At 59.1% G+C, this 24909-nt stretch carries 24 protein-coding genes and 1 pseudogene; 10 read left to right on the top strand and 15 right to left on the bottom strand.

All coding sequences use genetic code 11. The features are described 5' to 3' along the window. Window positions 1-30: 30 nt before the first annotated feature. Entirely contained in the window at window positions 31-471 is a 441-nt protein-coding gene (locus F0169_RS16795) for a DUF4399 domain-containing protein (protein WP_058413709.1), read from the bottom strand. Between the two features lie 133 nt (window positions 472-604). Between F0169_RS16795 and F0169_RS16790 the strand changes: the two genes are divergently transcribed. Further along, complete coding sequence (locus F0169_RS16790) at window positions 605-1108, top strand: transporter substrate-binding domain-containing protein (protein ID WP_152747129.1); 504 nt, start codon at window positions 605-607, stop codon at window positions 1106-1108. A 187-nt stretch (window positions 1109-1295) separates the two neighbouring features. On the opposite strand, the pseudogene F0169_RS16785 reads toward F0169_RS16790, so the two are convergent. Both F0169_RS16785 and F0169_RS16780 read right to left on the bottom strand, forming a co-directional pair. Beyond that, window positions 1296-1789, bottom strand: a pseudogene (locus tag F0169_RS16785) (2-thiouracil desulfurase family protein). Window positions 1790-1791: 2 nt separating this feature from the next. Then, window positions 1792-2424, bottom strand: coding sequence for a 2OG-Fe(II) oxygenase (locus F0169_RS16780; RefSeq protein ID WP_152747133.1), 633 nt, complete (start codon window positions 2422-2424; stop codon window positions 1792-1794). A 131-nt stretch (window positions 2425-2555) separates the two neighbouring features. On the opposite strand from F0169_RS16780, the gene F0169_RS16775 reads away from it, so the two are divergent. Then, window positions 2556-3308 (top strand): DUF2059 domain-containing protein, encoded by a 753-nt coding sequence (locus F0169_RS16775; RefSeq protein WP_122249398.1) that lies wholly within the window; start codon window positions 2556-2558, stop codon window positions 3306-3308. 92 nt (window positions 3309-3400) lie between these two features. Here the strand turns inward: F0169_RS16775 and bipL are convergent, their stop codons facing one another. Then, window positions 3401-4342 carry a phospholipase BipL gene (gene bipL / locus F0169_RS16765; protein WP_152747128.1) on the bottom strand — a complete coding sequence of 314 codons (942 nt, stop codon included), beginning with the start codon at window positions 4340-4342 and terminating at the stop codon, window positions 3401-3403. Window positions 4343-4453: 111 nt separating this feature from the next. Between bipL and F0169_RS16760 the strand changes: the two genes are divergently transcribed. From F0169_RS16760 to F0169_RS16740, 5 genes are all read left to right on the top strand, one after another. Further along, window positions 4454-5035, top strand: a complete 582-nt coding sequence (locus F0169_RS16760) for a DUF6436 domain-containing protein (RefSeq protein ID WP_058413715.1) — start codon at window positions 4454-4456, stop codon at window positions 5033-5035. 177 nt (window positions 5036-5212) lie between these two features. Then, window positions 5213-6868: an S-type pyocin domain-containing protein gene (locus tag F0169_RS16755; RefSeq protein WP_152747127.1), complete on the top strand. Its 1656-nt coding sequence runs from the start codon at window positions 5213-5215 to the stop codon at window positions 6866-6868. Then, window positions 6865-7137: a colicin immunity domain-containing protein gene (locus F0169_RS16750; protein ID WP_152747126.1), complete on the top strand. Its 273-nt coding sequence runs from the start codon at window positions 6865-6867 to the stop codon at window positions 7135-7137. The genes F0169_RS16755 and F0169_RS16750 overlap by 4 nt, the downstream gene beginning before the upstream one ends. A 178-nt stretch (window positions 7138-7315) precedes the next feature. Continuing rightward, window positions 7316-7672 (top strand): EamA family transporter, encoded by a 357-nt coding sequence (locus F0169_RS16745; RefSeq protein WP_099234882.1) that lies wholly within the window; start codon window positions 7316-7318, stop codon window positions 7670-7672. Next, window positions 7672-8082, top strand: coding sequence for a DMT family transporter (locus F0169_RS16740; protein WP_152747125.1), 411 nt, complete (start codon window positions 7672-7674; stop codon window positions 8080-8082). Before F0169_RS16745 ends, F0169_RS16740 begins: the two co-directional genes overlap by 1 nt. Before the next feature lie 12 nt (window positions 8083-8094). Here the strand turns inward: F0169_RS16740 and F0169_RS16735 are convergent, their stop codons facing one another. Continuing rightward, complete coding sequence (locus F0169_RS16735) at window positions 8095-8976, bottom strand: hypothetical protein (RefSeq protein WP_152747124.1); 882 nt, start codon at window positions 8974-8976, stop codon at window positions 8095-8097. Next, entirely contained in the window at window positions 8973-10079 is a 1107-nt protein-coding gene (locus tag F0169_RS16730) for a GNAT family N-acetyltransferase (protein ID WP_152747132.1), read from the bottom strand. Before F0169_RS16730 ends, F0169_RS16735 begins: the two co-directional genes overlap by 4 nt. A 165-nt stretch (window positions 10080-10244) precedes the next feature. Between F0169_RS16730 and F0169_RS16725 the strand changes: the two genes are divergently transcribed. Next, window positions 10245-12599 carry a penicillin acylase family protein gene (locus F0169_RS16725; RefSeq protein ID WP_152747123.1) on the top strand — a complete coding sequence of 785 codons (2355 nt, stop codon included), beginning with the start codon at window positions 10245-10247 and terminating at the stop codon, window positions 12597-12599. A gap of 6 nt (window positions 12600-12605) precedes the next feature. On the opposite strand, the gene F0169_RS16720 is transcribed toward F0169_RS16725, so the two are convergent. Next, window positions 12606-13571, bottom strand: coding sequence for a GlxA family transcriptional regulator (locus tag F0169_RS16720; protein ID WP_152747122.1), 966 nt, complete (start codon window positions 13569-13571; stop codon window positions 12606-12608). A gap of 241 nt (window positions 13572-13812) precedes the next feature. On the opposite strand from F0169_RS16720, the gene F0169_RS16710 reads away from it, so the two are divergent. Then, window positions 13813-14454, top strand: a complete 642-nt coding sequence (locus tag F0169_RS16710) for an HD domain-containing protein (protein WP_058413723.1) — start codon at window positions 13813-13815, stop codon at window positions 14452-14454. Window positions 14455-14594: 140 nt separating this feature from the next. Here F0169_RS16710 and F0169_RS16705 read toward each other — a convergent pair whose 3' ends face one another. The 8 genes from F0169_RS16705 to F0169_RS16670 form a co-directional block, all read right to left on the bottom strand. Beyond that, window positions 14595-15479 carry an ABC transporter permease subunit gene (locus F0169_RS16705; RefSeq protein WP_152747121.1) on the bottom strand — a complete coding sequence of 295 codons (885 nt, stop codon included), beginning with the start codon at window positions 15477-15479 and terminating at the stop codon, window positions 14595-14597. Beyond that, the gene (locus tag F0169_RS16700) at window positions 15476-16396 is read right to left on the bottom strand and encodes an ABC transporter permease subunit (protein ID WP_099234888.1); all 921 of its coding nucleotides are present in this window, start codon (window positions 16394-16396) and stop codon (window positions 15476-15478) included. The genes F0169_RS16705 and F0169_RS16700 overlap by 4 nt, the downstream gene beginning before the upstream one ends. Next, a complete protein-coding gene (locus tag F0169_RS16695) occupies window positions 16393-17535 on the bottom strand; it encodes an ABC transporter ATP-binding protein (protein ID WP_058413726.1) in 1143 nt (380 codons plus the stop codon). Before F0169_RS16695 ends, F0169_RS16700 begins: the two co-directional genes overlap by 4 nt. Before the next feature lie 66 nt (window positions 17536-17601). After that, window positions 17602-18696 (bottom strand): extracellular solute-binding protein, encoded by a 1095-nt coding sequence (locus tag F0169_RS16690; RefSeq protein WP_172979463.1) that lies wholly within the window; start codon window positions 18694-18696, stop codon window positions 17602-17604. Between the two features lie 148 nt (window positions 18697-18844). After that, window positions 18845-19939, bottom strand: a complete 1095-nt coding sequence (locus tag F0169_RS16685) for a polyamine ABC transporter substrate-binding protein (protein ID WP_058413839.1) — start codon at window positions 19937-19939, stop codon at window positions 18845-18847. Window positions 19940-20097: 158 nt separating this feature from the next. Beyond that, complete coding sequence (locus F0169_RS16680) at window positions 20098-21462, bottom strand: aspartate aminotransferase family protein (protein WP_152747120.1); 1365 nt, start codon at window positions 21460-21462, stop codon at window positions 20098-20100. 58 nt (window positions 21463-21520) lie between these two features. Further along, window positions 21521-22879 carry a glutamine synthetase family protein gene (locus F0169_RS16675; RefSeq protein ID WP_099234891.1) on the bottom strand — a complete coding sequence of 453 codons (1359 nt, stop codon included), beginning with the start codon at window positions 22877-22879 and terminating at the stop codon, window positions 21521-21523. A 79-nt stretch (window positions 22880-22958) separates the two neighbouring features. Further along, a complete protein-coding gene (locus tag F0169_RS16670; protein WP_082649054.1) occupies window positions 22959-23198 on the bottom strand; it encodes a hypothetical protein in 240 nt (79 codons plus the stop codon). Between the two features lie 278 nt (window positions 23199-23476). Here F0169_RS16670 and F0169_RS16665 point away from each other — a divergent pair, with 278 nt between their 5' ends. Further along, window positions 23477-24853 (top strand): glutamine synthetase family protein, encoded by a 1377-nt coding sequence (locus F0169_RS16665; RefSeq protein WP_152747119.1) that lies wholly within the window; start codon window positions 23477-23479, stop codon window positions 24851-24853. The last annotated feature ends 56 nt before the right edge of the window (window positions 24854-24909 follow it).

The following is a 24909-nucleotide window of genomic DNA, read 5'->3' as shown; positions in this document are numbered from 1 at the left end:
GGGTCTCCCATTTTTTTGTCCGCCTAACGCTTACTTGACGTTAACGGTGATGACTTTGGAGGCGACGGTTGGGTTGAACTGCATGTGCAGTTTGTCACCGGCCACCAGTTGCAAGGTGTGCTTGCCGGGCGTAAGGGTCAGTTCGGTTTCGGTCTGGGCCTTGCCGTAATGGATCACGGTGTCGGTGGCCGGGATCGGCATGCTCGCGTCAGGCAGTTCTTTCTGGTCGATCAGCAGATGGTGGTGGCCGGTGCCAGCAGCCTGCTCGGTGGCCGGAGCCAGTTTCAGGCCTTCCATGCCGAATTTGACGGTGAAGGTTTTATCAACGGTGGCGCCGTCTTTGGGCGACACGATAAATACCTTGGCGCCTTCGGGCGGTGCGCTGCGCGGGATGCCGTCAGCGGCAGTAGCCAACATCGAGGCGCCCAGCAGCAGGCTTGCAAGGGTTGCACGGGACAATAGAGCTTTCATTCGCTTCTCCAGTTTTTGCAGGAATTGCGTTGGGTCATAACAACTTCGCGACAAATTGCGGTCCAAGGCACTAACACCCTAGCCAAGCGATGCTGAACGGTGCCTCGCACGTACGAATTTTTTAGGAGTGACCATGCGCTTTTTGCCTGGCCTGTTACTTTTGCTTCCCCTTCTGAGCCCCTTGGCGCACGCCGAACTGATCGATGATGTGTTTGATCGAGGTGAACTGCGCATCGCCCTGCAAGCCAACACGCCGCCATTCAACTTCAAGGACGGCAACAAGCTGACCGGTTTTGAAGTGGAACTCGGTGAGCAGTTGGCAAAAGAGATGGACGTGCGCCCCTCATTCATCACCACCGACGACGCCGACATGCTGCCGGGCGTTGAAACCGGCAAATACGACGTGGCCATCAACCATATCGCTATGACTGCCGAGCTGCAGGATCGGTTCGATTTCAGTCAGCCTTATCGCGAAAATCCGACGCTGGCGATTCCATTCCAAAAAGGCAACCCGGCGTTCAAAAACAGTGTGGACAAGGCCTTGCAGCACATCAAGGCCGATGGCCGCTTGAAGGCGTTGACGCACAAGTGGTTTGACGCGGCGCCTCCAGGTCAAGATCAAAAGCAGGCGACCTGAAAGCTCGCAAGCCAACGGCGATCAACTGTGGGAGCGGGCTTGCTCGCGATGGCATCCACTCGGTTTACCTGATGGTCCGAGGTGCCTGCATCGCGATGCAAGCCCGCTCCCACAAAAGCGATGCAACCGCTCAGATCGGCTTTGCGGCTCTATCAAAGATGGAGCGAGGCTGCCTGCCACATTTGGCCTATAGCGTTTTCGACAGCTGCGTCAAAGCGGCTGCCGCCTCGGGCAACTCAAGCTCGCTGAATACCTGAACGCCATGGCACTTGAGCAGCGCTGCGGTGACGCCTTCGCCGCGCACTTTTACGCCGGTGAAGGTGCCGTCATAGGTCAGCACGTTGCCGCACGATGGGCTGTTGGCCTTGAGCACGGCGATGCGGATGTTGTGGCGCTGCACCAGCGCCAGCGCCTGGCGCGCACCCTCAAGGAAGGCGGCGCTGAAATCTTCGCCATCAGCGGTCAGCACCTGCGCGCGACCTTCCCACACATCAATGCCCTGCCCGCCGGGGATTTCGGCGAAGGTCTGGGCGTCGGCAAACCGCCCGACACTTCCGGGCAAATCGCGACCACGCGGCCTTCGGCCTGCCACGCCGCCAACTGATCGAACGGGCCACTGGCCCCACCGTCGTAGCGTACCTTGTGCCCTAGCAGGCAACGGCTGATCAGAATCTTTTGCATACTTAAAACGGCTCATTACCGCGTCGGCGAAACCAGCCGGTCAGCGACAAGCGTTCGCGCGTAGCGGGCAGGACTTCGTGGGGCACCTCCCCGGACAAGAACACCACCAGGCAACCGCCAGCGGGCAGCACATCGTATTCGACGCCATCCTTGAGGTACATACGCAATTGGCCTCCGTGGTCGGGCAGCCACGCCTCATTCAAGTAAACCACCGCAGAGACCATGCGCCGGTCGTCGTCGCGAAAACGGTCCACGTGCTTGAGGTAAAACGCGCCCGGCGGGTACATCGCGAAGTGGCTTTCGAAATCTTCCAGGCCCAGGAACAAACCGCGATTCATCGCCTGGCGCAGGCTGTCCATCAACCCCATGTAGGTTTCGCAGACCGCGGCGTCGCCCTCCTCCAGCCACTGGATATGGTCACCGCGAATCCCCTCGCGAATCTCCTGAGTTGGCCCGCGCCCGACCGCTGCCGGCGCTAACTCACCTTCGGCCGCACGTTTACGGCACTCAGCCGCCAGTTCCAGGGTCAGAGCCTGGGGCAGGAAACCGTTCTGCTGCGACCAGCCTTTTTCGGCCAAGTCGTCGACAATGCGTTGCAGCAAGAGGTGATCGAGGGGTATTTGCATGGCGCGCATAGTATCCATACGCCTGTGAATCCGACAGAGCCGCCGAGCGTCTGAATACACTTTAGTCAGGTGACCGATAGGATTTCTCGACAAATCCTACGCCCGACACGGACAATAGTGGCCGACTGACAGGAGTCCATATGCGTCGTTTGTTTTTTTCCGTGCTGATGTGCTGCGTTTTGCCCGCTTGGGCAGACGGTTATGACCCGTTATACAAGGTCGCCGGCTGGGCCGAACAACGTGCGCACTTCACCGACGCCCTGAGTGCCGCCCAGCAGCGCTATCGCCAGAGCCTGCCGCCTGCGGTGTACCAGGCGCTGGTCGACAACAGCAATAAACGTTTTGCCGCGCAAGCCATGGACCAGCGCGCCGAAGCGCAATTGCGCAAGAACCTGGCGGACCCGAAGCCCGCCCTGGCGTTTTTTCAATCGCCGCTGGGTCGCAAAATCGTCGCCGCCGAATTGCTCGCCACGCGCCGCGATCAACTGGCAAAAAACGCCCAGGGTTTGCCGCACATTGAAGCCGACGCCACCCGCAGTTTGATCATCGGTCACTTGGCGCAAGCGCTGCCTGCGCGTGAAGCGGGCGCCGAGGTCAGCCTGGCAATCGCCGGCGTGGCCGCCGACAGCTTGAGCCAGATGATTCCCGGCCTGTTGGGCGGCGGTCAGGCTCAAGGCATGTTGAACGGCCAGCGTGAGCGCCTGATGCAGCAGATCGGCAATGACCTGAACAATACCTTGCTGTACGTCTATCGGGATTTGTCCGACCCGGAGCTGGAAGAATTCGCCACGTTTGCCGAGTCGCCGGAAGGCCGTGCGTATTACAAGGCGGCACTCGCCGCGATTCGCGCAGGTTTGGCTGTCGGCCAAAGCACGTCCAGCCTGACGCAGTAATCAGTGTGGGAGCGGGCTTGCTCGCGATGGCAGCACCTCGGTGTACCTGATGGTCCGAGGTGCCTGCATCGCGAGCAAGCCCGCTCCCACAGTTACTTCAGGTGGTCCGATAAATATCGGAAGTACGCCTCACGAATCTCGGGAATCTCATTCGCCAAGTGATGCCTGCCACGCGGCAGCATCAACACCTCAGGCTGATCGAACTTGCTGCGCAACACCTGCAGGTTGTGTTGCCAGTCCACCGTCATGTCTTCCTCGCCCTGCACAATCACCGGCCGTCGTGGGCTGCGCGGTGCGGCTTCGATGCGTTTGATCCAGCGCGCCAGGGCACCTACCCAGGCGGTGGGCAGTTGGCGTGGCTGCAACGGGTCGGCTTCAAGGAAGGGCTTGAATTGCGGGTCGTTGGTGTTCTCGCTGAACCGCCGGGCGATGCCTTTGACGAAAGGCCGCAGCAGGTAATAGCTGACCTGCGACCACCCCCACGCACGCGGCCGCACCAAGGGTGACAACAGAAAAGTCTTGCCCTGCGCCGGGCTGTCGGCGCCGTGATTGAGTAAATGGTCGACCACCACCGCGCCGCCGGTGCTTTGCCCGAACAAGTGCCAGGGTTGCGGCAATTGCAGCGCCCTGGCCTCGGCAAACAGCGCCTGCACCACGTCCTGATACACCGAAAAATCATCAATACTGGCCCGCGCGCCAGTCGACAACCCATGGCCCGGCAGGTCGCAGGCAATCACCACAAAGTGCTGGTCCAGCGCCCAGTCGACCACGCTGCGGTACAAGCCCATGTGGTCGTAGAACCCGTGAAACATGAACAGCGTCGCCACCGGCAGCGGCGGCCACCAGACCTGCGCCACCACGTCGAAGCCATCCACCTCAAAGCGCCCCAGCCGGCTCACCGCAGGCACTGCGCGCGCAGGCAGGTCCAAGCCATAAAAACGCTGATACACCCGCGCCTCTACAGAAAGCGGTTGCGCCTCCACAAGGGGCTGCAAACTTTCGCGCAGATGATCGGGGTCAAAGGTAACGGGCATAAAAGCTTCCAGACTTGAGGCGCAAAGCACGGTGAAGATGAATATCGAGCTGCGATATTCATCTGTCAGGGCAAGCATGGCAAGCTACGCGACCTTCGAGGATTGATCTGAATGCGACAGCCCTACCGCTCCGCCTTGTTTGCCGGCCTGCTTCTGGTTATCTGCACCGGCGTGCTGTGGGCGGCCTACGACTGGTTTCAGGGCCGCTACCTGCGCGCATTCAGCGAACACACCGCCGTATTCGCAGGCGACGCCCTGCGCCTGCCCGCCGACCTCGCAGGCCCAGGCCCGATCCGCCTGGTGCACTTCTGGGACCCAAGCTGCCCGTGCAACGTCGGCAACCAACAGCATTTGGGCGAGTTGATCGAGCACTACGCGCCCCAAGGCGTCGAGTTCTATGCCCTGCAAAAAGCCGGCGGCCACGGCCAGTTGCCCGACAACCTGCGCAAGATGAAACCTCTCAGCGCCCTGCCCGGCGCCGAGCAGATGCCGGCCACGCCAGCCGTGGGCATTTGGGATCGCACCGGCAAGCTCGCGTATTTCGGGCCGTACAGTGAAGGGCTGACGTGCAATTCAAGCAACAGCTTTATCGAGCCCATCCTGAAAGCGCTGGCAGCTGGGCGCGAAGTCGACGCAACGCATACGTTGGCGGTCGGTTGTTATTGCGACTGGCAAGCACCCTCTGCGCCGTAAGTTTCCATATCAGCCGTCAATTCGTGCACAGACACGCCCTCTCACACTTACTCAATGCATGGCCGGCCTGGCTGCACTAAAGTTCAGATGCTCAACTTTTAAAGTCTGAACAATGAACTTCAACTACACAAGCATGGAACGGCTCGTGTTGGCGCCAATTATCATGGAGCATTTTTAATGCCGTATAAATCTGGAAATACAGTCTTCCTTGGAGAGACAGTAATAACTGCTTACCGGGAGCAAACTTTCGGCCCAAACAATGGCGGCGGCTATGAAGATTTCGCAGGTAGCCGAGATGCTCGCAGAATCGGCTCCGCAACCCGCAACTACATTCTTGAAAAATTCCCGCCACTCGTCAGTAATGCAGTAAGAAACCAGGAGGTCCTCTACTCACAAAAACTCGGCGCATTGGCCACATCCATGGAAGACAGCCTTTCTGCCATCCGCGGGAAGAAGGGGAATACTGCCTCAACACCTGTCGGAGCTTTAGTTCAGGAAATCTCAATCAGAGAAACCCTACTCGCCGACAAATCATCGAAAATCACCACACAAATAATGGTTGCGAACAGCTATTATCGCACCCACTTTTTCAGCAAACGCGTTAGTGAGTTCATGAGAAGAGCTATTTCCGATAGCATGATCTTTTCAGACCCAGATAAAAACTTTCAAAACTGGCAAAAATCCTTATACGCCGCCTACGCTGCAAAACTCCTCAATGAGGAGATTGCGTATCTGACCCAGCAGTTGGCGTGGCTGAAGGCCCAGGTCGAACAGGCCTGGGCCGCTGAAGCAGCCGAGCAAGCTCGAGCCTTGGCGCAGGCAAACGCCATCCGTGCGGCTAACACTTTCAGGGTTTCCGCGCGGCCGGGAGGCGCACAATTGAATGCCGCAGCGGGTTCAATTGCACTGACCGCAAGCTCTACCTTCACATTGGATGCAGCCATTCAAGCCGCGATCCAGGCGTTGAAAGGGCTTGCAGCGACCGTACTGGACCGGGCAACCGGAGTAGGCATCGGCTTGCTGGTGTATTCGCCGACACTGGGCAACAGCGACCGTTTTTCAACCACAATGAGCACTCCCGTGGCGGCGTTGACGCCGCAATTGCCGAGCAATTTGCCAGAGATAGCGGCCGCTGGCGGGACTGTGGATATGCCGTATCGTATTTACGGAGACCATTATCAGTATTCCGTGATCGCAACCTCTGCAGGCGATAGCGTTTCAGCAAAGGTGCCGGTTAGAGCTCTGACACTGGACACGGCACTCAATGCCTATACCTTCACCTCAGCCGATACGCCCCCTCGCACGCTGGTGTTTCCTGTCACGACACCCGGAAACAGCTCGACCACAACGCCAAGCCACATGGTGGATGTGCCTGTGCATGAGGGTGTAACGTTAACACCGATCGAGGTAACTGCTGAGGCACTACCCGCGTTTTACCCGCAGGATCTTCGCGATGCCATTTATGTATTCCCTAAGGAGTCGGGCCTGCCTCCCATCTACGCGGTGTTCAGTGAGCCGCTGGATTCGGGCAAGTTCACACGTAGACAATTGGATCGAAAATTCAAACATGCCTCAAGTTTCGGCATAGATGAAAACCAAAAAAACACAGAAACTTTAACTAAATTCAAGAGTGCAATCGAGGCACACCTTGCTGACGCCAGCACGCTTCCCAAAGGGACGTATCAGCGAGAAAAAGGGTCCACCGTATTTTTTAATTCGAAAACTAATAATATGGTAATTATTGGTGCTGATGGCAAATTTGTATCCGGATGGAAACTTGATCCAAACACACCACAATTCAAGAACTATCTAAACAACGGAGTATTACAATGAGCATGGACCTGATTAATTTAGCGCGCAGATTTTCCAATAGCGTCGTCTCTGCAGAAGCTTTCGCTGATACCTACATCGCTCAGTGGAGCAATGAGCGCGACACAGACAGGCTAAAACACGACGAGATAAACATCTCAGAGTGTGCATCCAGCATTTTTGTACTTGCAGATTCTTTTAATCCTGATGCTAACCGTAGAGAAAGCGAACTGGACGAAAAGCATTTGAAATTAGAGGTACAGTCCACCCTACGGAAATTTAACCTGGACTGAACGACTTTAACTAAATGGAAATATTTATTGATTCAACAATCGACGCGGATGATTTCATGCGAGGGGCTTACTCGCCAAACTGAACGCAGGCTGTTCGACCGGCAAACTCCAGTCACCCGGTCGGCAGGCTGCGGTATCGTAGGCTTTCAGCGCGATTGTAAGCCAACGACAGGAACACATGAGCCAATTAACCTTCATCCTCTGGATACTCAACGTCATCGTTGATACGTCCGGCCAACTCGCCTTCAAGGCCGCCGCCACCAACAGCGCCGAGTTCTCCGGCATGGCCCACTGGCGCCACATGCTAGTGCGCGCCTGGTTCTGGATCGGCATCGGCCTCTACGTGTTCGAGTTCGTGTTGTGGCTGGCGTTTCTGTCACTGGTGCCGTTGTCGGTGGCCGTGATGCTGGGGTCATTCAACATCGTGGTGATCATGATTGCCGGCCGCCTGTGGTTCAAGGAAAGCCTGACCAAATGGCGGTTGATCGGCATCTTGCTGATCGCCTTGGGCACCGTCGTCGTAGGGTTCGAATAATGAAACGCTTTTATATCCTCGGCTTTTTATCACTGATTTTTTTCGACACCCTGGCGCAGGTCAGCTTCAAATACGCCTCGATGCATGCCGAGCCGTTGACGATGGATGTGGCGTGGCTGGCCCGCGTGTTCGGCCATCCATGGATCTACGGCGCGTTTGTCGGCTATATCGGCGCCTTTTTCACCTGGATGACGCTGATGAAGCACGCGCCCATCGGCCCGGCGTTTGCGGCCTCCTACCTGGAGCTGATCAGCGTGACGCTGGTGTCTGTCTGGCTGTTCAACGACACCCTCACCCTGCCTAAAGTCATCGGCGGCCTGCTGATCGTGGCGGGCATTCTTTGCCTGGCGCGCCAGGAAACCCCGCAGGACAAAACGGCCGAGACGGCGCTGGAAACCTCGGCGTCGTAAACGGCAGGCCGCCTACCTCGCGGCCCAGCCTTGATGGATCTGGCTGACCAGCCGCGTATTCAGCGCATTCTGTTGCCGCTGCCAAATCAGCACCTGGTCTGGCGGCAACGCGACTTGGCCGTCACTCGCACTCAGCCAACGCTTGAACGCGCTTTGATAGTGGTATTCGGACACATCGCCGGTGATGTCCGCGCCGATGATCTTGCCCTCGCAGGCGCTGATCAGGTCGGTCAAATGCTGCTCCAGGAATTCACCCTGGTCCCAATTGGTGTTCACCACCTGCGGGCTCAGCACGTCTTTATCGATGGACAGGTAAACCGGCAGCGAACGATCAAACTGCGCCAAAAACGCGCCCATCAGCTCATCCGCATGGCTGAAGGCGCGATTGCTGCGACCGGCGCCGACCCAGTTCATCCAGCGCGTGTCGACGTTGATGTTCCAATAGGTGAGCTTGCGCTTGAGCAGCGGCGACCAGTGATTTTCCCACGCATGGCCCAGACTAATATCCTGCGAGCCGATGCCCAGCACATGCACGTGTTCCACCTGCGGCAACCGGCTGGCCCAGTAGACCCACGAGCCGCAGTGGATACCAAACGGGTAGCGCATGTTGTCGGGATGGTTGTCGCAAATAATCAGTTGGAATTTCTGCTGCGTGGGCAGGCGGTTCAACAACAGTTGGCTAAGGTGGTGATAATCGCCGCTGCCGGTAAACACACAGCCATGGTCGCGGGGTATTTGCGCGTGCAGGGCGGCCTCCAACTGCTTGAATTGCGCCCAACGGCAGCCGAAGCGGATCTTTTCCTGCCAGGCCTGCAACGGCAAGGTGAGCGCGCCGGGGATGTCACTGACGGCGCCATCAAAATCCAGAATCAGCGGCGTTAGCGCCTGGCTCATGCGGATTGCTCCTGGTGCCATTGGGTATCGCTTTCAAAGTGGTGACGCAAACGCTTGCCCAGCTTGCGCAACAACGGGTTGCGCACCCAGACCAGATGGCGGGTAAAGGTAAAGTCGGCGCCGAGGCTGGCCTTGACCTGTGGGTCGGTCCAGCCCGCCACATAAAAACTCAGCCCTTTGGCCAGCGCGTACTCAAGGTTCACAAACCAACTGACGACGTACAGGTTGAATTCCAGCGCCAGCGGGTAATTCAGGCCGATGTACTTATCGAGCAACTTGCCGCCCTCGACGTAACACAGGTTGTAGCCGATCAATTGGTCGCAGTGCCAATAGCAGAACACGCGCCCGTTGCTGCCGGCGTCTCTGAGCAAGGCGCTGAAAAACTCAGCCGTCAGCAGGTCAAAATGGATCTCGCTCTGGTCGTACACCGCCTTGTACAGCGCATACAACTGCGCCAGCCAAGCGTCATCGTTAAAGCGCGCATCGCCGGTGTTTAACACTTCCACGCGCAGTGCCTCACGGCTGCGCAGTTTGCGTCGGATATTGCGGCGACGGCTGTGGGACAAGCGCGCCAGGTATTCGTCGATGCTGCCGAAGTTGATCGGCACATACGCCAGCGCCTGGCCTTGCACGCTGATGAAACCGCGCCGGCTGCACTCATCGGTCAAGGCTTGCGCGTAGCGGTTGTCGGCGTCGCTGAGCAGCGGCGAGTTGCACGGCAGGTCTTTGATCACGGTGAGTTTGCGCTGCGGGGCGCACTCATCGTGCAGCCACTGCGCGAGCGCCTGCGGCGGCACACCTTCAGGGAACGGTGAGTATTCGCTGACCGTGGTGCCCACAAAGCAGCTGTCGACACGCAGCCAGGCATGCCAAAACCGATACCCCGGCCAGCCGCGAACGCGCTTTACCAACGCGTCGTCGGCGGTGGTCAACAGGTCAAACGGCGTGAAAAAATACGGCAGGCCCTGGTCGGATAGCCGCGTGTCAAAGCCTAGCGGCGGATGCTGCAAAAAGTGTGCGATCAGCGAGTGCGCTTCCAGGCAGCACGCGTAGGCAGCCTCGGGCGGGCTGGGGTCTGGCATAGGTTGCAGGGCGCAAGTCATGGCAAAAAGCTCAAAGATGACCGGCGCGATAATAGCCTCTTCGGGGTGCAGCCCACTTGAACCTCGGCTGTCGGCGATACGCATCGCGCGCTCAGCGGCTCCTCAGCACCCACCAAACCCATTAGACTCAGCCGACCTCCAAGGTGATTGACTCAAGGACCGTCCATGAAACGCAGCCTGACCGTGTTCGCAATCCTGATTGCAGTCCTCATCGCCTGCGCCGGCGGGTATATCTACAGCAAGCAACCCACCCGCCAGGGCACCGTTAAACTGGCTAACCTGCAAGGCTCGGTCACGGTGCGCTACGACGAGCGTGGCGTGCCGCACATCCGCGCCGAGAACGAGGCCGACCTGTATCGCGCCCTGGGCTATGTGCAGGCGCAGGACCGGCTGTTCCAGATGGAAATCATGCGCCGCCTGGCGCGTGGCGAGCTGGCCGAAGTGCTGGGGCCGAAGGTGCTGCAGACCGACAAGTTGTTTCGCAGCCTGCGCATTCGTGAGCGCGCCTTGAGTTACGTCGAACACATCGACCACGATTCGAACGCATGGAAGGCATTACAAGCCTACCTGGACGGCATCAACCAATATCAGGACAGCCACGCCAGCCCGATAGAGTTCGACGCATTGGGCATCACCAAGCGGCCATTTACCGCCGAGGACACCATCAGCGTCGCCGGGTACATGGCGTACAGCTTTGCCGCCGCGTTTCGTAGCGAACCGCTGCTGACTTACATGCGCGACCAGTTGGGCAGCGACTACCTGAAAGTCTTCGACCTCGACTGGCAAGCCAAAGGTGCGCTGAACCTGGCGGCCAACGACTGGAAAACCCTCGGTGCCCTCGCGTCCTTGAGCGAACAGGCGCTGGCCGACAACGGCTTGCCGCAGTTCGAGGGCAGCAATGCGTGGGCAATCAGCGGCAGCCGTACCAAGAGCGGCAAACCGTTGCTGGCGGGCGACCCGCATATCCGTTTTTCGGTGCCGTCGGTGTGGTACGAGGCCCAGCTATCGGCGCCGGGCTTTGAACTCTACGGCTATCACAACGCACTGGTGCCGGTCGCGTTCCTGGGGCACAACCTGGATTTCGGCTGGAGCCTGACCATGTTCCAGAACGATGACCTCGACCTGATCGCTGAAAAGGTCAACCCGGACAATCCCAATCAGGTCAGGTACCACGACCAATGGGTCGACATGACCAGCAGCGAGCAGCAAATTGCCGTCAAAGGTCAGGCGCCGGTGACACTGACCCTGCGCAGCTCGCCCCACGGCCCGATCATCAACGACGTGCTCGGCGAGAACGCGGGCAACACGCCGATCGCGATGTGGTGGGCGTTTCTCGACACCGAAAACCCGATCCTCGAAGGGTTTTACCAGCTCAACCGTGCCGACACCCTGGCCAAAGCACGTGCGGCGGCGGCCAAGGTCTCGGCGCCTGGCCTGAATATCGTGTGGGCAAATGCCAAGGGCGACATCGGCTGGTGGGCGGCGGCGCAGTTGCCGATCCGGCCGGCTGGGGTCAACCCCGGTTTCATCCTTGACGGCAGCACCGCGCAGGCCGACAAGCTGGGCTTCTACCCATTCAGCGCCAACCCGCAGGAAGAAAACCCGGCGCGGGGTTATGTGGTGTCGGCCAACGCCCAGCCGGTCTCGCCCACCGGCATGGAAATACCCGGTTATTACAACCTCGCCGACCGTGGCCAGCAGTTGAATACGCAGTTGAGCGACAAGCGTGTGAAGTGGGACGTGAACAACAGCCAGGCCGTGCAACTGGGCACCACCACTGCCTATGGCCCGCGCTTGCTGGCACCGCTGTTGCCGGTGCTGCGCGAGGTGGTCAAGGACCCGGCGCAGTTGCAGTGGGTGGAACAATTGGCCGCCTGGAAAGGTGACTACCCACTGAACTCGACCAGCGCCACGTTGTTCAACCAGTTCTTGTTTAACCTCGCCGATGCGACCTTCCACCGCAAACTCGGTGATGGCATGTTCAAGACCCTGCTCAGCAGTCGCCTGATCGACGCTGCGTTGCCTCGCCTGGCTGCCTCGCCGGACTCGCCATGGTGGGGCGGCGCGCGCGCCGACACCGTGAAACGCGCGTGGGACAACAGCGTTGCGCATCTGACTGGCACCTTCGGCAGCGACACGACTCAGTGGCAATGGGGCAAGGCGCACACCCTGACTCACGGCCACCCGCTGGGCATGCAAAAGCCGCTCGACCTCATCTTCAACGTCGGCCCGTTCCCTGCTCCCGGCACACACGAAGTGCCAAACAACCAGTCGGCCACCATTGGCCCGGCGCCCTGGCCGGTGACTTACGGCCCATCAACGCGCCGCCTGATCGACTTCGCCGACCCGGCCCACGCCCTGACCATCAACCCGGTGGGCCAAAGCGGCGTGCCGTTTGATTCGCACTACGGCGACCAGGCGCAAACCTATATCGAAGGCGGCTACGAACAAGCGCACATCACCGATGAAGAAGTTACCGCCAACACGCGCGGCACGCTGAAGCTGTTGCCTGCCCGATAGCTGGCGCTACACCGGGGCCGCGAAGTTGAGCCGGAACTGTTGCGGCGTCACGCCGAGCCGGCGGTTGAACACGCTGCGCATGTGCTGGGCGTCGCGAAACCCGCATTGATAGGCCACGGTTTTCAGCGGTGCGGGGCTGCTTTCGAGCATCACCCGCGCCGCGTCCACCCGCGCGCGCTCGACAAATTCCGCCGGGGTGATGCGTGCCTCACGGGCAAACACCCGGGAAAAATTACGCGCGCTCATATTCGCGGCCTTGGCCAGGTCGGCAATGCTCAAATCGCCGGTCAGGTTGGCCAACACGTACAACTGCACCCGCGCCACCGCCGAGGTGGTGTCGGCGTGGGGCGCAAGAAACGGGCTGAACTGCGACTGCCCGCCCGCACGCTGGGTGAACACCACCAAGCGCTTGGCCACGCTCAACGCCACTTCCGGGCCGTGGTCCTGCGCCACCAGGTACAGCGACAGGTCGATACCCGCCGTGACCCCGGCCGAGGTATAGAGGTTGCCGTCCTGCACGTAGAGGCGGTCGGCGTCGACCTGAGCCGCAGGGCACATGCGCGCCAGCGCAGCCGCATCGTTCCAATGCGTGGTGACGGTTTTACCCTCCAGCAACCCGGCGCGGGCCAGCATGAACGCGCCGTTGCAGATCGAACCGAAGCGCTGCGCCCGTGCGGTTGCGCCGCGCAGCCAGGCATCAAACACCGCGCCGAAATCTTCGAAGGGCAACTGCGGGCCGCCAGCCACCAGCAGCAGGTCATAGGCGTGCAGGGCCTCGCTGTAATGCCGATGGGCTTGCAGCGACAAACCGTTGGAAGCCGCCATGCTGCCGTGGCCGAGGCCAATCACTTCCAACTGGTAATGGTCCTGCGGCGGCAAAAAGCGGTTGGCCTCGCAAAACACATCCATAGGCCCGGTAACGTCCAGCGCCTGCACGCCGGGAAAGATCAGGATGCCAACGGTTTTTTGCATGGGTAGACCTTTATGTCCGGGGCGAACGCAAAACCCTGTGGGGCTGGCTTGCCTGCGATGCAAGCGACTCGGTCCATCAGGTATACCGAGGTGATGCTGGCGCAGGCAAGCCAGCTCGCACATTTGACCGAGTACAGCCTTGGCACGATGTGGCAGCACATTGGCCGGGTTCGCACCCTCGTAGCGGTGGCCGCGTCGCGGGCGGGCGACCAGACTGGATGCTTTCCAGAGGAGCACGCCCATGAGCACCACCATCGCCGGCATCCAGATCCCCGACAGCGCTTTGGCCAAGGCCACCACCGAATACATCCGCGACGTCGAGACCGATTTGCTCTACCACCACTCCCGCCGCGTATTCCTGTTCGGCGCCTTGAGCGGTGAACGCCAGCAGTTGGCTTACAACCCGGAGCTGCTCTACGTCGGCGCGATGTTCCATGACCTCGGCCTGATCGAAGGCCATCGCAGTAACAACCAGCGCTTTGAAGTGGACGGTGCCAACGCGGCGGCGGCGTTCCTCAAACCTTACGGGCTGAGTGATGACGACATCGAGCAGGTATGGCTGGCCATTGCCTTGCACACCACGCCGGGTGTGCCGCAGCACCTGCGCCCAACCGTGGCGCTGGTGACCGCCGGTGTCGAGATGGACGTGCTGGGCATCGACTATGCGGCGTTTACCAGCGTGCAGCGCGAGGCCGTGGTGCATGCGCACCCACGCGGTGAAGGGTTCAAGGAATGCATCATCTGCGCGTTTGCCGACGGCTTGCGCCATCGTCCGCAAACCACGTTTGGCAACGTGAAGACCGATGTGCTGGTGGATCAGGAGCCGGGGTTCAAGCCGATGAACTTTGTGGAAGTGATTCGCACATCGCCGTGGGCTGCATAATCAACTTGAAATGCGACAAATGTGGCAGCGGGCTTGCTCGCGAAAGCGGTGTATCAGTCAGTACATCTGGTGACTGACACTACGCATTCGCGAGCAAGCCCGCTCCCACATTTTGATCCGGCTTCTTCAGGAGGGCCTGATTAGACCGGTGCGGGCGCCCGGCGCTTGTCCGGCTGTTTCCAGCCCTCCTCCGCCGCCTCTTCAATCGCTTGCTGGATGGCTTTCTTGCGGTGTTCTTCGGCACGACGGCTGAAGAACCACACCAGGAAAGTCACCAACGACACCGCCAACAGGATCAAGCTGGCCACCGCGTTGATCTCGGGTTTAACCCCAAGACGCACCGCCGAAAACACCTCCATCGGCAACGTAGTCGAACCCGGGCCAGACACAAAGCTGGCCAGTACCAGGTCATCCAGCGACAGTGCGAACGACATCATGCCGCCCGCCGCCAACGACGGCGCGATCATAGGGATGGTGATCAAAAAGAACACCTTCCACGGCCGCGCGCCCAAGTCCATCGCCGCCTCTTCAATCGACAGGTCCAGCTCACGCAAGCGCGCCGACACCACCACCGCCACGTACGCCGCACAGAACGTGGTGTGGGCGATCCAGATGGTGACAATGCCACGTTCCTGCGGCCAGCCGATCATCTGCGCCATGGCCACAAACAGCAGCAACAACGACAGGCCGGTGATCACTTCCGGCATCACCAACGGCGCCGTCACCAGGCCACCGAACAGCGTGCGGCCCTTGAACTGGCTGATGCGCGTGAGCACAAAGGCCGCCAACGTACCCAGCGCCACCGCCGCCACCGCCGTGTAGCAGGCGATTTCCAGCGAGCGCGCCACCGAGCCCATCAACTGAGTGTTGTCCAGCAGGCCCACGTACCACTTGATCGACCAACCGCCCCATACCGTCACCAGTTTGGATTCGTTGAACGAGTAGATCACCAGAATCAGCATCGGCAGGTAAATAAACAACAACCCCGCCACCAGCATGAAGCTTGAAAAACTGAAGCGCTTCATATCTTGCCCTCCAACTCTTTGGCTTGGCTGCGGTTGAACAGAATGATTGGCACGATCAGGATCGCCAGCATCACTACCGCCAACGCAGAGGCCACCGGCCAGTCACGGTTGTTGAAGAACTCTTGCCACAATACTTTACCGATCATCAGGGTTTCCGGGCCGCCGAGCAGTTCCGGGATCACGAACTCGCCCACCACCGGGATAAACACCAGCATGCAGCCGGCAATGATGCCGTTCTTGGACAGCGGCACGGTGATTTTCCAGAAGCTGTTGAAGGTGCTCGAACCGAGGTCCGACGCGGCCTCCAGCAGGCTCTGGTCATGCTTCACCAGGTTGGCGTAGAGCGGCAGGATCATAAACGGCAGGTACGAATACACCACGCCGATGTACACCGCGATGTTGGTGTTGAGGATCTGCAGCGGCTCGTTGATCAAGCCGATCGACATCAGGAAGCCGTTGAGCAAACCGTTGTTGCTGAGGATGCCCATCCACGCATACACGCGGATCAGGATCGCGGTCCAGGTCGGCATCATGATCAGCAGCACCAGCACGGTCTGCATCTCTTTGCGCGCGGTGGCAATTGCGTAGGCCATCGGGTAGCCGATCAGCAGGCACAGCAGCGTGCTGAAAAACGCCATTTTCAGCGAACCGAGGTAGGCGGCGATGTACAGCTCGTCGCCCGCCAGCAAGCTGTAGTTCGCCAGGTTCAACACCACCTGCAGCTTTTGCTCAACGTAGGTGTAGATCTCGGTGTACGGCGGGATCGCCACGTCGGCTTCGGCAAAGCTGATTTTCAGTACGATGAAAAACGGCAGTGCAAAAAACAGGAACAGCCACAGGAACGGAATCCCGATGACCACCTGCTTTCCACTGGGCACGATGCGGTGCAAGCGCCGCTTGAGTTTTTTCATGTTCATGAGCGCAATACCACGCCGCTGTCGTCTTCCCACCACACGTACACCTGGTCACCCCAGGTAGGCCGTTGTCCACGGCGTTCGGCGTTGGCGACGAAGGACTGCACAAGCTTGCCGCTCGGCAGTTCCACGTAGAACACCGAGTGCCCGCCGAGGTAGGCGATGTCGTGCACCTTGCCGCTGGACCAGTTGTGTTCGCCGGTCGGCATTTGCGTGGTGACCAGCAATTTTTCCGGGCGGATGGCGTAGGTCACCGACTTGTCTTCCACCGAGGTGGCGATGCCGTAACCCACGTAGATGTCACGGTCGAGGTCCGCGCACTTGAGTACGGCGTGGCCTTCAGCGTCATCCACCACTTGGGTGTCGAAGATGTTCACGTTGCCGATGAACTCGCACACCAAGCGGCTGGTAGGCGTTTCGTAAATGTCGATGGGGCTGCCGATCTGCGCGATCCAGCCCAGGTGCATGATCGCGATGCGCTCGGCCATGGTCATGGCTTCTTCCTGGTCGTGGGTCACCATCACGCAGGTCACGCCGACGCGCTCGATAATCTCCACCAGTTCCAGCTGCATTTGCGAGCGCAGCTTTTTGTCGAGGGCGCCCATTGGCTCATCGAGCAGCAGCAGTTTCGGGCGTTTGGCCAACGAACGCGCCAGCGCCACACGCTGACGCTGGCCACCGGACAACTGGTGCGGCTTGCGCTTGGCGTACTGGCTCATCTGCACCAGCTTGAGCATCTCGGCCACACGCGCCTCGACCTCGGCCTTGGGGATCTTGTCCTGTTGCAGGCCAAACGCGATGTTCTGCGCCACGGTCATGTGCGGGAACAAGGCGTAGGACTGGAACATCATGTTGATCGGCCGCTCGTAGGGCGGCATGTCGGTGATGTCCACACCGTCGAGGTAGATGCGACCTTCGGTTGGGCGCTCGAAGCCTGCAAGCATGCGCAGCAAAGTGGATTTGCCCGAACCAGAGCCGCCGAGCAAGGCGAAAATTTCGCCTTTTTTGATTTCCAGGGACACATCGTCCACGGCAATCGTCTCGTCGAACTTCTTCGTGACCCGGTCGATTTTGACCAGCACCTTTTTCGGTGTCTGGTCGCCCTCGAGGGCTTTCTTATAGGCGCCGGAGGCAACTGCCATTACGAAACTCCCAACAAAAAAGAGTGCGGTTCGCCCGAGGCGGGCGAACCCTGGATAATATGAGCCTTACTTGCCCGTTTTTACTTTGGTCCAGCTACGGGTCATTAAGCGCTGCACCTTGGGCGGCAGCTCGACATTGACGAACGTGCGATCGAGAACCGCCTGCGGTGGGTAAACCGCTGCGTCGGTGCGTATCGATTGCTTCATCAGTTTGTCTGCGCCGGGGTTAGGGTTGGCGTAACCGACGTAGTCACTGACCTGGGCGATCACCTCAGGTTGCAGCAGATAGTTGATAAAGGCGTGGGCCTCTTTGACATTGGTCGCGTCCTTGGGAACCGCCAGAACGTCAAACCACAGGTTGCCGCCTTCTTTCGGAATTGCGTAGGCGATATTTACGCCCTTACCTGCCTCGTCGGCACGTGCCTTGGCCTGGAACACATCGCCGGAGAACCCGGCTGCCACGCAAATGTTGCCGTTGGCCAGGTCCGAGATGTATTTGGACGAATGGAAGTAGGTCACGTAGGGCCGTACTTTCAGCAGTTTTTCTTCGGCCTTTTTGTAATCGGCCGGGTTGGTGCTGTTGGGATCAAGGCCCATGTAGTTGAGCACCGCCGGCAGCATTTCATCCGCCGAGTCCATGAACGAGACGCCGCAGGTCGCCAGCTTCTTCATGTTTTCCGGCTCAAACAGGATCGCCCAGGAATCAATGTGGTCGACGCCGAGCACTTCCTTCACTTTATCGACGTTGTAACCAATGCCATTGGTGCCCCACAGGTAAGGCACGGCGTACTGGTTACCCGGGTCGTTGTTTTCCAGACGTTTGAGCAGCGCCGGGTCGAGGTTGGCGTAGTGCGTCAGCAGTGACTTGTCGAGCTTCTGGAATGCCCCGGCCTTGATCTGTTTGCCGAGGAAGTGATTGGACGGCACCACCACGTCGTAACCGGTGCGACCGGCGAGCAACTTGCCTTCCAGGGTTTCGTTGGAATCAAACACGTCATACACCGGCTTGATGCCGCTGGCCTTTTCGAAGTTGGCCAGGGTGTCGGGGCCGATGTAGTCCGACCAGTTATAAATATGCACGGTCGGTGCAGCCTGCACGCTGACAGCCAGCGTGATACCTGCAGCCACCAGCACGGCGTTGCGAAATAAAGAAATTGGCACGTGGAGGTCCTCTTAAATAGTTGGGCCTGAAGTTGTTGCCCGGCAACAAAACCGGCGCGCAACTTACCCTCGATAAACCGATCCGGCAAAGCGTTATGTCATTTAATGTGTGGGAGCGCCGGTTAGACGCTCCCACAGGTACAAAGGCTTATTTGCCCGATTTGATTTTGGTCCAGCTGCGTGTCATTTCACGCTGGGTCGCAGCGGGCAAGTCAGCAATCGCGTAGAGCTTGGCTTGCACATCGGCTGGCGGGTAGATGCCCGGGTCGCTGGTGATGTCTTTGTCGACCAAGGCGGTGGCTTTCTCGTTACCGTTCGGGAAGCGCACGCTGTTGGTGATCGCAGCCATAACCTTGGGTTCGAGCAGGTAGTTCATGAACTTGTAGGCGGCGTCGAGGTTTTCGGCATCTTTAGGGATGGCGACCATGTCGTAGAAGCTGCCTGCGCCTTCTTTCGGAATGTCGTAGGCAACCTTGACCTTGCCACCGGCTTCAGCCGCGCGGGATTTGGCCTGCTGGATGTCACCCGAGTAGCCCACGGCCACGCAGATGTTGCCGTTGGCCAGGTCCGATATGTACTTGGACGAGTGGAAGTAGCCGATCGAAGGGCGGATTTTCAGGAACAGCGCTTCGGCTTGCTTGAGGTCGTCTTTCTTCTGGCTGTCGGTTGGCAGGCCCAGGTAGTGCAGCGCGATCGGCAACATTTCGGTTGGCGAATCGAGGAAGCTCACGCCGCAGCTTTTCAGCTTGGCGATGTTTTCCGGCTTGAACAGCACGTCCCAGGAATCGATCTTGTCGACGCCCAGCGCGGCCTTGACCTTCTCCGGGTTGTAGCCAATGCCGATTGAGCCCCACATGTACGGGAAGGCGTGCTTGTTGTCCGGGTCGCTGACCGACACGGCTTTAAGCAGGGCTTTGTTCAGGTTGTCGTAGTTGGTCAGCTTGGACTTGTCCAGTTCCTGGTAAACACCGGCCTTGATCTGCTTGGCGAGGAAGTTGTTCGACGGCACGACGATGTCGTAACCGGACTTGCCTGCCAGCAACTTGGCTTCCAAGGTTTCGTTGCTGTCGAACACGTCATACACCACTTTAATGCCTGACTCTTTTTCAAAGTTGGCGATGGTGTCCGGTGCGATGTAGTCGGACCAGTTGTAGACGTGCAGCACTTTATCGTCTGCCTGGGCCGCGCCCGCCATTGCGCCCATCAGGGACAAGGCGAGGAGGGTCTTGCCGGCGTTCTTCAAACCTAATGCCTTCATTTGGTGATGCTCCAATTTTTCTTTTTTGGGCCACAAGCTTTGTTGGGTTTCGTCGCGCGCAACGGCGATACAACGGGCGACAGTCTGGCAAGTTCGGGGGCTGGCTTTCAAGCGGTTCAGCCGCTGCGCACTGAGCCTAGCACCTAGCCCTGCAATGCCGCCAAAGTCAGGTCCAGGCACTGGCGAGCCTTGCTCACCAACTCGTCAATTTCAGCCTTGCTGATCACCAGCGGCGGCGAAATGATCATGGTGTCGCCCACGGCGCGCATGATCAGGCCATTCTCGAAGCAGAAGGTTCGGCAAATCATGCCTGCGCCACGGCCTTCGTAACGCTTGCGCGTGGCTTTGTCCTGCACCAGCTCAATCGCACCGAGCATGCCCACACCGCGTACTTCACCCACCAACGGGTGATCAGCCAGCTCCCTCAGACGTTTCTGCAAATAAGGTGCCGTTTCGTCGTGAACCCGCTTAACGATGCGTTCATCGCGGATGATGCGGATGTTTTCCAGCGCTACCGCCGCCGCCACCGGGTGACCGGAGTAGGTGAAGCCGTGGTTGAAATCACCGCCTTCGTTGAGCACCGCAACCACATCGTCGTGCACGATCAGGCCGCCCATCGGGATGTAACCCGAGGTCAGGCCCTTGGCGATGGTCATCATGTGCGGCTTGAGGCCATAGAAGTCGCTGCCAAACCACTCGCCGGTGCGGCCGAAACCGCAAATGACTTCGTCGGCGACAAACAGGATGTCGTACTTGGCGAGGATCTCCTGGATGCGCGGCCAGTAGCTGTCGGGCGGCACTATCACGCCACCCGCGCCCTGGATTGGCTCGGCGATAAACGCAGCAACGTTATCTACGCCGAGCTGCAGAATCTTTTCTTCAAGCTGGTTGGCCGCCCACACCCCGAATTCCTCGGCGCTCATGTCGCCGCCTTCGCCGAACCAGTACGGCTGCGCGATATGCACGATGCCCGGGATCGGCAAGTCACCCTGTTCGTGCATATAGGTCATGCCGCCCAAGCTGGCGCCGGCCACGGTGGAGCCGTGGTAGCCATTCTTGCGACTGATGATGGTTTTTTTGTTCGGTTGGCCTTTGATCGCCCAGTAGTGGCGGACCATGCGCAACATGGTGTCGTTGCCTTCGGAGCCGGAGCCGGTGAAGAACACGTGGTTCATGCCGGCCGGTGCGATCTCGGAAATGACCTTGGCCAATTCCAGCACAGGCGGGTGAGCGGTCTGGAAGAACAAGTTGTAATACGGCAGTTCTTTCATCTGTTTGGCGGCGGCATCCGCCAGTTCATCGCGACCGTAACCGATCGCCACGCACCACAGGCCAGCCATGCCATCGAGGATCTTGTTGCCTTCGCTGTCCCACAGGTAAACGCCGCGGGCTTTGGTGATAATCCGTGGGCCCTTCTCTTTCAATTGCTTGAAATCGCTGAACGGCGCCAAGTGGTGATCATTGCTCAAAGCTTGCCATTCACGGGTTTGCGGGTTGTTGCTGGACATACCAATCTCCTGAACTGTTCAGTGAAGGGCGCGCTGTTCCCACAGCGCGCCCGGCGCATCAGACGGCAAAGAGCAGGAATTCCCGCTCCCACGAACTGATCACGCGCTTGAAGTTTTCATGCTCGGCCCGCTTGACCGCGACATAACCTGTGATGAATTTTTTACCCAGGTATTTCTCGATGGTCTTGCTGTTTTCCATGCGTTCCAGCGCGTCTTCGATGGTCAACGGCAAGCGCAGGTTGCGCCGCTCGTAACCACGCCCCACCACCGGCGCGCTCGGGTTATGGCCTTCGACCATGCCGATGTAGCCACACAACAAGCTGGCGGCAATCGCCAGGTACGGGTTGGCGTCGGCGCCCGGCAAGCGGTTTTCCACGCGACGGTTTTGCGGGCCGGCATCCGGCACGCGCAGGCCGACGGTGCGGTTCTCTTCGCCCCACTCCACGTTGACCGGCGCCGACGTGTCGGGCAGGAAGCGGCGGAACGAGTTCACGTTGGGCGCAAACAGCGGCAGCAGTTCAGGGATGAATTTCTGCAGGCCGCCGATGTGGTTCAGGAACAGCTGGCTCATGCTCCCGTCTTCATTGGAGAACACGTTTTTGCCGGTGGCGATGTCGATGATGCTTTGGTGCAAGTGCATCGCGCTGCCGGGCTCGCCGGTCATCGGCTTGGCCATAAAGGTAGCGGCCACATTGTGCTTGAGCGCGGCCTCACGCATGGTGCGCTTGAACACCAGAATCTGGTCGGCCAGTGACAGCGCATCGCCGTGACGGAAGTTGATTTCCATCTGCGCCGTGCCGTCCTCGTGGATCAACGTGTCGAGGTCCAGCTCTTGCAGCTCGCACCAGTCGTAGACGTCTTCGAACAACGGGTCGAACTCGTTGGCGGCTTCTATAGAGAAGGACTGGCGACCGGTCTCCGGGCGCCCGGAACGGCCAATCGGCGGCTGCAGCGGGAAGTCCGGGTCTTCGCAGCGTTTGGTCAGGTAGAACTCCATCTCCGGCGCCACGATGGGCTGCCAGCCTTTGTCGGAGTACAGCTTGAGGACCTTCTTGAGCACGTTACGCGGCGACAACTCGATCGGGTTGCCTTGCTTGTCGTAGGTGTCGTGGATCACTTGGGCGGTCGGCTCGATGGCCCAGGGCACCAGGAACACGGCGTTCTGGTCGGGGCGGCAGATCATGTCGATGTCGGCCGGGTCGAGCAATTCGTAATAGATGTCGTCTTCGACGTAATCGCCGGTAACCGTTTGCAACAGAACACTCTCGGGCAAGCGCATGCCTTTTTCGGCGATGAACTTGTTGGTCGGCGAGATCTTGCCCCGGGTGATGCCGGTCAAGTCGCCAATCATGCATTCGACTTCTGTGATCTTGTGGTCTTTCAACCAATCGGTGAGCTGGTCGAGGTTGTTACTCATAAATGCCTCTGGGCTGGGTTTCCTGGCATCCATTAAAGGCCAGGCGTTGGTTGACGCAGCATCCGCGTCGTTTTTTCGTTCAGGGTAGGAGCTTACCTGCCATTTGCTGCAACGTTGCATTCCTCACGCCAAAGTCGTGCGCAATCTTGAGCGGCAGCGCGGATGGCAGCCGCTCAGTGGCAGTCGAAATGGCAAAAAGGGAAGCGACGGGGCCGTCAAGAATATTGGCCGGTGCGTGGGCATTCACGCGGGGAAAACGGACTGCTGACAAGGCCTGGCGAAAGCAGGCCAAGACGCCAAGTGGCGGCAGGCGAGACATGGAGCACCCCGGTATTATTGCTGTTATGGGTTTGAATCGAGCTTAGCCTTGTTCATTTTTTTACACAACACTCCCGTAAAAAATACAACACGGCCCGCTCAAGCCTGCGAATCCTGCGCCCTCTAAACCCAAAAAATCGCCCCAAAAAGCCCCAAAAAAGCCTTCGCGGTGCTTTTTTAGGGCAAAAAAGCCCTTGCTTGACTTCGGCATGCCGTTCGGGTTGACTGAAACCAGAAAAGATCAATGATTGATATTTTTAACAACAAAGGTGTTGCATCATGTCGGTACCCCCGCGTGCCGTTCAGCTTAATGAAGCGAACGCGTTCCTTAAGGATCATCCTGAGGTTCTGTACGTAGACCTTCTAATTGCGGATATGAATGGTGTGGTGCGCGGCAAGCGCATCGAACGCACCAGCCTCCACAAGGTTTACGAGAAGGGCATTAACCTGCCTGCCTCTCTATTTGCCCTGGATATCAACGGCTCGACGGTGGAAAGCACCGGCTTGGGTCTGGACATCGGTGATGCTGACCGAATCTGTTATCCGATCCCCGACACCCTGTGCAATGAACCCTGGCAAAAGCGCCCTACCGCGCAATTGCTGATGACCATGCACGAACTTGAAGGTACGCCTTTCTTCGCCGACCCTCGCGAAGTGCTGCGCCAAGTCGTCAGCAAATTTGACGACCTCGGCCTGACGGTCTGCGCCGCCTTCGAGCTTGAGTTCTACCTGATCGACCAGGAGAACGTGAACGGCCGCCCACAACCGCCGCGCTCACCGATCTCCGGCAAACGCCCGCACTCGACACAGGTCTACCTGATCGACGACCTCGACGAATACGTCGATTGCCTCCAGGACATTCTGGAAGGCGCCAAAGAGCAAGGCATCCCGGCGGACGCCATCGTCAAGGAAAGTGCCCCGGCGCAGTTCGAAGTGAACCTGCACCACGTGGCCGACCCGATCAAGGCCTGCGACTATGCGGTACTGCTCAAGCGCCTGATCAAGAACATCGCCTACGATCATGAGATGGACACCACCTTCATGGCCAAGCCTTACCCAGGCCAGGCAGGCAACGGTTTGCACGTGCACATTTCGATCCTGGACAAAGACGGCAAGAACATCTTTGCCAGCGAGGATCCCGAGCAGAACGCCGCATTGCGTCACGCGATCGGCGGTGTGCTCGAGACCCTGCCCGCCCAAATGGCCTTCTTGTGCCCTAACGTCAACTCCTACCGTCGTTTCGGCGCACAGTTCTACGTGCCGAACTCGCCGTGCTGGGGCTTGGACAACCGCACCGTGGCGATTCGCGTACCGACCGGCTCGGCCGATGCGGTGCGTATCGAACACCGCGTGGCCGGCGCCGACGCCAACCCTTACCTGCTGATGGCTTCGGTGCTGGCGGGCGTGCACCACGGCCTGACCAACAAGATCGAACCGGGCGCGCCAGTGGCGGGCAACAGCTACGAGCAGAACGAGCAAAGCCTGCCGAACAACCTGCGTGATGCCTTGCGTGAGTTGGACGACAGCGAAGTGATGGCCAAGTACATCGATCCCAAGTACATCGACATCTTCGTGGCCTGCAAGGAAAGTGAGCTGGAGGAGTTCGAACACTCCATCTCCGACCTTGAGTACAACTGGTATCTGCATACCGTGTAAGCGGTTGCTGTACTCCCTTGTGCGAGCGGCCGCGTCGCCACGACGGGCCGCTGCTC

This window comes from Pseudomonas kitaguniensis (assembly GCF_009296165.1).
GTDB classification, from domain to species: Bacteria; Pseudomonadota; Gammaproteobacteria; order Pseudomonadales; family Pseudomonadaceae; genus Aquipseudomonas; species Aquipseudomonas kitaguniensis.
The sequence above is the reverse complement of the archived record's forward strand: the minus strand, read 5'-3'. Positions and strand labels throughout refer to the sequence as shown.